The organism is Frankia sp. CcWB2 (genome assembly GCF_977927585.1).
The window spans coordinates 2,423-9,138 of sequence record NZ_CDWRCM010000109.1 but is presented as its reverse complement, the minus strand read 5'-3'; the positions used below and the strand labels follow the sequence as shown (position 1 = coordinate 9,138).

General features: G+C 69.9%; 9 protein-coding genes and 1 pseudogene. 5 read left to right on the top strand and 5 right to left on the bottom strand.

All coding sequences use genetic code 11. The features are described 5' to 3' along the window. The 4 genes from murI to rdgB all read left to right on the top strand — a co-directional run. Positions 1 to 780 (top strand): glutamate racemase (murI, locus tag ACY45C_RS12885; RefSeq protein ID WP_462187862.1); only part of this gene is annotated, 780 nt, incomplete at its 5' end. Continuing rightward, on the top strand, positions 777 to 1,523 hold the full coding sequence (locus ACY45C_RS12880; protein WP_462187861.1) for an MBL fold metallo-hydrolase: 747 nt from the start codon (positions 777 to 779) through the stop codon (positions 1,521 to 1,523). The genes murI and ACY45C_RS12880, both read left to right, overlap by 4 nt. 81 nt (positions 1,524 to 1,604) lie before the next feature. After that, positions 1,605 to 2,348: a ribonuclease PH gene (gene rph, locus ACY45C_RS12875; RefSeq protein WP_462187860.1), complete on the top strand. Its 744-nt coding sequence runs from the start codon at positions 1,605 to 1,607 to the stop codon at positions 2,346 to 2,348. Then, a complete protein-coding gene (gene rdgB, locus ACY45C_RS12870; protein WP_462187859.1) occupies positions 2,345 to 3,007 on the top strand; it encodes an RdgB/HAM1 family non-canonical purine NTP pyrophosphatase in 663 nt (220 codons plus the stop codon). Before rph ends, rdgB begins: the two co-directional genes overlap by 4 nt. A gap of 142 nt (positions 3,008 to 3,149) precedes the next feature. On the opposite strand, the gene ACY45C_RS12865 is transcribed toward rdgB, so the two are convergent. The 5 genes from ACY45C_RS12865 to clpS all read right to left on the bottom strand — a co-directional run bounded on the left by ACY45C_RS12865 (position 3,150) and on the right by clpS (position 6,211). After that, a complete protein-coding gene (locus ACY45C_RS12865) occupies positions 3,150 to 4,097 on the bottom strand; it encodes a PLP-dependent cysteine synthase family protein (protein ID WP_462187858.1) in 948 nt (315 codons plus the stop codon). 22 nt (positions 4,098 to 4,119) lie between these two features. Beyond that, positions 4,120 to 4,512, bottom strand: coding sequence for a MoaD/ThiS family protein (locus ACY45C_RS12860; RefSeq protein ID WP_462187857.1), 393 nt, complete (start codon positions 4,510 to 4,512; stop codon positions 4,120 to 4,122). A 219-nt stretch (positions 4,513 to 4,731) separates the two neighbouring features. After that, a complete protein-coding gene (locus ACY45C_RS12855; RefSeq protein ID WP_462187856.1) occupies positions 4,732 to 5,136 on the bottom strand; it encodes a M67 family metallopeptidase in 405 nt (134 codons plus the stop codon). A gap of 51 nt (positions 5,137 to 5,187) precedes the next feature. After that, positions 5,188 to 5,724: a DUF2017 domain-containing protein gene (locus ACY45C_RS12850; protein WP_462187855.1), complete on the bottom strand. Its 537-nt coding sequence runs from the start codon at positions 5,722 to 5,724 to the stop codon at positions 5,188 to 5,190. A 196-nt stretch (positions 5,725 to 5,920) separates the two neighbouring features. Next, positions 5,921 to 6,211, bottom strand: coding sequence for an ATP-dependent Clp protease adapter ClpS (gene clpS, locus ACY45C_RS12845; protein WP_462187854.1), 291 nt, complete (start codon positions 6,209 to 6,211; stop codon positions 5,921 to 5,923). 246 nt (positions 6,212 to 6,457) lie between these two features. On the opposite strand from clpS, the pseudogene ACY45C_RS12840 reads away from it, so the two are divergent. After that, positions 6,458 to 6,716: pseudogene (locus ACY45C_RS12840) on the top strand (nitrite reductase); the annotation flags it as partial.

The window sequence follows — 6,716 nt, the reverse complement described above, 5'->3', positions numbered from 1 at the left end:
TACGGCCCGCGGCGGATCGCCGAGGTGCGTCGCTACGCGCTCGATGCCCTCGACCGGCTCGTGGACGAGGGCGTGAAACTGCTGGTCATCGCCTGCAACACGGCAAGTGCCGCCTGCCTGCGCGACGCCCGGGAGCGTTACGACGTACCGGTCATCGAAGTGATCATGCCGGCGACTCGCCGGGCGGTCGCGGCGACCCGCAGCGGGCAGGTAGGCGTCATCGGCACGCTGGCGACGATTGCCAGCCGCGCCTACGACGACGCGTTCACCGCCGCCGCGGGCGTGGAGCTGACCGGTGTGGCCTGCCCGGCGTTCGTGGACTTCGTTGAGCGGGGTATCACCTCTGGGCGGCAGTTGCTCGGTCTGACCGAGGCGTACCTCGCACCATTGCAGGAAGCCGGCGTAGACACGGTGATACTCGGATGTACACATTACCCACTGCTGACAGGGGTAATCGGCCTCGTGATGGGAGAGGGCGTCACTCTGGTGAGCAGTGCCGAGGAGACGGCCAAGGACACCTACCGGGTACTCGTCCGGCATGGGCTCTTCCGCGATCCGGGCCTTCCGCCGCCCACGCACCGGTTCCTCACCACGGGTGATCCAACCTTGTTCAGCCGGGTGGGACGCAGGTTCCTCGGCCCCGAACTCGTCGGCGTCGCGGCGGTGTCCCCGCCTGTTCCCGCCGCGCGGGCCACAGTCACGCCTCCAGCCGCCTGGGCCGCCCGAACCGGGGCGGACCAGGAACCCTCCTCCCAGCAGAGCCCGGTGGTGCCACGGTGAAACTGACGATCCTCGGCTGTTCGGGCACGTATCCCGGCCCGACGTCGGCCTGTTCGTCCTACCTTGTCGAGTCGGACGGGTTCCGGCTCGTCCTCGACGCGGGCAACGGGTCCATGGGTGAGCTACAACGGCACTGCGACCTGCGTGAGATCGACGCGGTGCTGCTCAGCCACCTGCACGGCGACCACTGCCTGGACCTGGTGGCCAACTCCTACGCGCGGCGGTACCACCCGGAGGGCATGCCGCCCAAGCTCCCGGTCTACGGCCCGATCAACACCCAGGAACGGCTGTGCGGAGCGTTCGAGAAATGGCCGGACGACAGCCTGGCCGACATCTACGGCTTCCGGACCATCGGCGCCGGCTGCCTGCACATCGGGCCGTTCCGGATCGATCTCACCCGGGTGGCCCATCCAGTGGAGGCCTACGGCGTCCGCCTCACCGCCGACGATCGGGTACTGACCTACTCGGGCGACACCGGGGCGTGTGACCGGCTGGTCCGCCTCGCCACCGACAGCGATCTCTTCCTCTGCGAGGCGTCGTTCCTCGACGAGGAGGACAACCCCCCGGACCTGCATCTGACCGGCCGGGAGGCCGGCGAGCACGCCCGGCGAGCCGGTGTGGGCCAGCTCGTGCTCACGCATCTTGTCCCGTGGGGGAACGCCGCCCGTTCCGAGGAGGAAACGGCCGGCGTGTATGACGGCCCGCTGACCCTCGCGAGCCCCGGCACCGTCTACGAACTCTGAGAACTCTGACGGACCGCACCTCCGCACCTCGGCGCGACCTCGGCGCGCGGCCGGGTCGCCCTGGGCCGATAGTGTCGCGGCGTGATACGAGCGGATGGCAGGAGACCGGACGAACTCCGGCAGGTGACGATCCTGCGGGGATGGCAGGAGCATGCGGAGGGATCCGCGCTGGTCAGCGCGGGCCGGACCAGGGTGCTGTGCGCGGCCTCGGTAACCACGGGGGTCCCGCGCTGGCGCAAGGGCAGCGGCCTGGGCTGGGTGACCGCCGAGTACTCCATGCTTCCACGGGCCACCGACACCCGTAACGATCGCGAGTCCGTGCGCGGCCGCATCTCCGGGCGGACCCACGAGATCTCCCGGCTGATCGGCCGCAGCCTGCGTGCCTGCATCGACCTGAAGGCCCTCGGCGAGAACACCATCGCGATCGACTGCGACGTGCTGCTCGCCGACGGCGGCACGCGCACCGCCGCGATCACCGGCGCCTACGTCGCGCTGGTCGACGCCGCCCGCTGGCTCGGCCGGCCCGGCGCGATCACCACGAGCGTCAGTGCGGTCAGTGTCGGCGTGGTCAAGGGCGAGGCGATGCTCGACCTGGCCTACAGCGAGGATTCCACCGCGGACACCGACATGAACGTGGTGTGCACTGGGGCGGACGGTTTCGTCGAGGTCCAGGGCACCGCCGAGGGCACCCCGTTCGACCGGACGATGCTCGACAGCCTGCTCGACCTTGCAGTGCGTGGATGCGCCCAGCTCACCGCGATCCAGACCGAGGCGTTGCGCGGCCCGGTTCCGGCGGGGCCTCCTCGCCCGGGAGGTGCTCGATGAGCGCCAAACACCACGGATCGACCCGGACGACGAAGGTGGTCCTCGCCAGTCGCAACGAGGCGAAGCTCGCGGAGCTGCGCCGCCTCCTGGCGGCCAGCGGCCTGGCCGTGGAACTGGTGGGCCTGCCGCCCGGCAAGGAGGTACCCGAGACCGGGACGACCTTCGCTGAGAACGCGCTGATCAAGGCGCGGGCGGCGGTCGCGGAGACCGGGCTGCCGGCGGTCGCCGACGACTCCGGGCTCGCCGTCGACGAGCTGGCCGGGATGCCGGGGGTGCGTTCGGCTCGATGGTCGGGCCGGCGCGACGGCACCCGGGTCGAACGGGACACCGCCAACAACACCCTGCTGCTCGCGCAGCTTGACGACGTCCCAGCCGACCGGCGCCACGCCGCCTTCGTCTGCGCGGCGGCCCTGGTCACCCCGGACGGCGTCGAACGGGTCGCCCACGGCGAGCTACGTGGCACCCTGCTGACCGAACCTCGCGGCGCGGGCGGCTTCGGCTACGACCCACTGTTCCTGGCCGACGGTCAGACCCGGACGAACGCCGAACTGTCCGCGGCGGAGAAGGATGCGATCAGCCACCGCGGCCGAGCCTTCGGTGAACTGGCCCTGATCCTCGGCGAGGTCCTCGCCGCCCCACTCACCCCGGCCACCGACTGAACCCCAACCCCCGCATTGCGGCGAAGCCGCCAACCACCCCCGACGGCTCCCCCAGGAAGTTCGCCGAAGGCGAGCTGACGGAAACCCCGAACGGCGCCCTACGCCAGGGGCCCCCGCATTGCGGCGAAGCCGCCATGCGGGGCTAGGCCCACAGCTGCCCTTCCAGGGCGGCCTCGGCTTCTTCGAGGGTGCCGGCGTAGGCGCCAGTGGACAGATACTTCCAGCCACCGTCACAGACGATCAGGACTATATCGGCCGACTTGCCCTCCTTTACCACCCGCTCGGCCTGCGCGAGCGCCGCGTGCAGGATGGCCCCGGTGGAGATCCCGGCGAAGATGCCCTCCTCTTGCACCAGCTCGCGGGTACGACGCAGCGCCTCCCGCGGACCGACCGAGTATCGCGAGGTGAGCACCGACGGGTCGTACAGTTCGGGAACGAACCCCTCGTCGATGTTGCGCAGCCCGTACACCAGCTCGCCGTAGCGCGGTTCGGCCGCGACGATCGAGATGTCCGGCACCCGTTCCTTGAGGTAACGGCCGGTTCCCATGAGGGTTCCGGTCGTGCCGAGGCCCGCCACGAAGTGCGTGATCTCGGGCAGGTCCTCGAGAATCTCCGGCCCGGTCGTCTCATAGTGCGCCTGGGCGTTCGCCGGATTGCCGTACTGGTAGAGCATCACCCAGTCGGGGTTCTCGGCGGCCAGCCGCTTCGCGACGGCGACCGCCTCGTTCGATCCGCCGGCTGCGGGCGAGAACCTGATCTCGGCGCCCCACATCTGCAGGAGCTGACGGCGCTCGATCGAGGTGTTCTCCGGCATCACGCAGATCAGCCGGTAGCCCCGCTGACGACAGGCCATGGCCAGCGAGATCCCGGTATTACCGGACGTCGGTTCGAGCACGGTCGCGCCCGGAGTGAGCAGACCGCGCTTCTCGCCGTCGGCGATCATCCACAGCGCCGCCCGATCCTTGATCGAACCGGTCGGGTTGTCCTGTTCCAGCTTCGCCCACAGCCGGGCATCCGGCGACGGCGACAGTCGCGGAAGCCCGACCAGCGGGGTCCGGCCGACGGAGTCGGCCAGGGAGGAGAAACGCATGAGTCGGGACCCGTCGCTCGCGTCAGTGCTGCCCGGGCGACATGCCAGGCGACACCACGGCCGGCCCCTCGCTGCCCGGAACTTTGGCACTGCCCGGAACTTCGGCGCTGCCCGGAAACTCCCCGGCGTCGACGGAGCCGCCGGCGACGGCAGGAAGAATGGTGACCTCGTCGCCGTCGCTGAGCTTGGCGTCGAGACCGCCGAGGAAACGAACGTCCTCGTCGTTGACGTAGATGTTGACAAAGCGGTGCAGCTCGGAACCGTTGTCACCGGTCACCAGCCGGCCCCGCAGCCCGGCATACCGGGAATCGAGATCGAGGAAGAGCGCGGCGACCGTGTCGCCCGTGCCCTCGACCAGCTTCGAACCTCCCGTGTAGGTACGCAGGATCGTCGGCACACGGACCTGGACTGCCATGGTGCTCCTTTCGCGGGTGCCACCGGCCGGGTTCGGCGGTGGCGCCGCCCGGATGGGCGGGGGTGTCACGTCAGCGGGTTCTACCTCAGGCGGACAAGCGGACGAGTCGTAGGTGCCAAGGCTCCGCAGTCACCATCTTCCCGGACCGTGTCCCTTCCCGAACCGTGTCCGTCGCCGCGTCATCGTCCGTCGCCGCGTCATCTGCAACGCCAGGCCGTCTCAGACGATTTCCACCGGCTCCTCGGTGACCACGCCGTCGACGATCCGGTAAGATCGGAACTCGGTCACGCCCGGCTCCCGGGTGGAGGCCAGCACGTAGTGCGCGCCCGGCTCGGCCGCGAGGGACATGTCGGTTCTGGACGGGTACGCCTCGGTTGCGGTGTGCGAGTGGTAGATGACGACGGGCTCCTCGTCCCGGTCGTCCATCTCCCGCCACACCTTGAGCTGCTCCATTGGATCGAAGCGGTAGAAGGTCGGCGAGCGCTCCGCGTTCTCCATCGGGATGAACCGCTCCGGCCGGTCCGACCCCAGGGGACCGGCGACGATACCACAGGCCTCGTCGGGATGATCACGGCGGGCATGAGCGACGATCGCCTCATAGCAGGCACGGTCCATTCGCAGCACGAGCCTACCGTACGACGCCGAAGGGGCGGTCCGGGCCGATCTCGCCCGCGACTACCCCAGAGCTCGGGTCAGATCGTCGAGCAGTTCGGTCAGGAACGCGTAGACTGCGACGAGCGGTCGGCGGGAATCGTCCGGGTTGAGGTGTTCAAGTTCCGCGGTGGAGTCGTCGTCGGTGAGGCCGAGCCGGGTTCCCAGCACCAACCGGAGGTCGTTCAGCGTCGTCAGCCAGTCCTGAGCGGCCTCCTCGTCGAGCAGGAGCACCCTCCCGGGCGCTGGCACAGCGGACAGCACCCGCCGAGCGGCGTCGCGCTTGCGGGCGAGCAGATCGTCCGTCCGGCGGCGGCGGAAGTCCCCGGAGGCCATCGGATCGTCCGGGTAGGGGTCGGGAAGCAGACGAGCGATCGCCGGGTCGTCCGGCGGCGGCGGCGCGGTGTCACGCAGCCCCACCAGCGCCTCCAGCGGATCCTCGACCGGCGGCGGTTCGAGCAGGGACTCGATCTGGCCGACAAGCTCGATCAGCAACGCCGCCTCGAGTCGGGGAAGGCGCAGCTCGATCCCGGCACGCGTGCGGCGGAAGCCGTCAGCCACGTCCCTCCGTTCCCCCACTCCCACGCTCCCACGCTCCCGGCGACGGTGCGCCCGGGACGACCGCCCCACATGACCGTCTGAACCGTCCGACCACGGACGCGGCCAGCCTACCCAGGGCATGCCGCATGGGCTGCTCCGGGCGGCCGAGGCCGACCGGCCGGGCCGGGACACCCCGCCGGTCGGGTTACTGGTCGGGTCAGTCCTGGGCGATCGTGGCCCACAGGCCGTAGGCGTGCAGGCGCTCGGCGTTGGCCTCCATCTCCTCCCTGGTGCCGACGGCCACCGAAGCCCGCCCCTTGTGATGGACGTCGAGCATCAGTTCGGTGGCCTTCGGCTTGCTGTAGCCGAAGAGCTTCTGGAAGACATACGTCACGTATGACATCAGATTGATCGGGTCGTTCCAGACAATGGTGACCCACGGCCGATCGTCATCGAGGGTCTCGTCGACTTCCTCGACATCGAGAGGCGACACGGCGGCGACAGACACGCTGCCTATTGTTACGCCATTCCCGCGACAGTTCTCCTCGACGGGTCGTGTGCCGTGGCCGGCGATCACCTCTCAGAAGGCGGCCCAACTCCGGGAGACGACCGAGTGCCGCGGGGTGGCATCGTCGGGGCCGCGGCCGCACATCGGGGGGCCGCACATCGGGGAGACGGCCAGGATCAGAACCACTTTGCCGCCGCGAAACGGCTCCGACCCGACCGAGACACCCCCTCGCCGCACGCTCGGTGCGTGACCACGACCATGCCGGTGCCGGCCGCGCCCCTTGCCGAGGTGGCGACACACTGCCCATACTGCGCCCTGCAGTGCGGAATGGTGCTGCGCGCCACCCCGGAGAGCGCCGGAAAGGACGACGGCCCGGAACCAGCAGGCGGAAGGTCTCCGGGGCCGGTTACCGTGCTCGCCCGCGAGTTCCCCACCAACCGGGGCCGGATGTGCCAGAAGGGGTGGACCTCCGCCGAACTGCTGACCGCCGCGGACCGGCTCACCA

Bases quoted from the DNA above. Each gene is read 5' to 3' on its own strand.
- rdgB (WP_462187859.1), top strand. From the start codon at position 2,345: ATGAGCGCCAAACACCACGGATCGACCCGGACGACGAAGGTGGTCCTC.
- ACY45C_RS12865 (WP_462187858.1), bottom strand. From the start codon at position 4,097: ATGCGTTTCTCCTCCCTGGCCGACTCCGTCGGCCGGACCCCGCTGGTC.
- ACY45C_RS12860 (WP_462187857.1), bottom strand. From the start codon at position 4,512: ATGGCAGTCCAGGTCCGTGTGCCGACGATCCTGCGTACCTACACGGGA.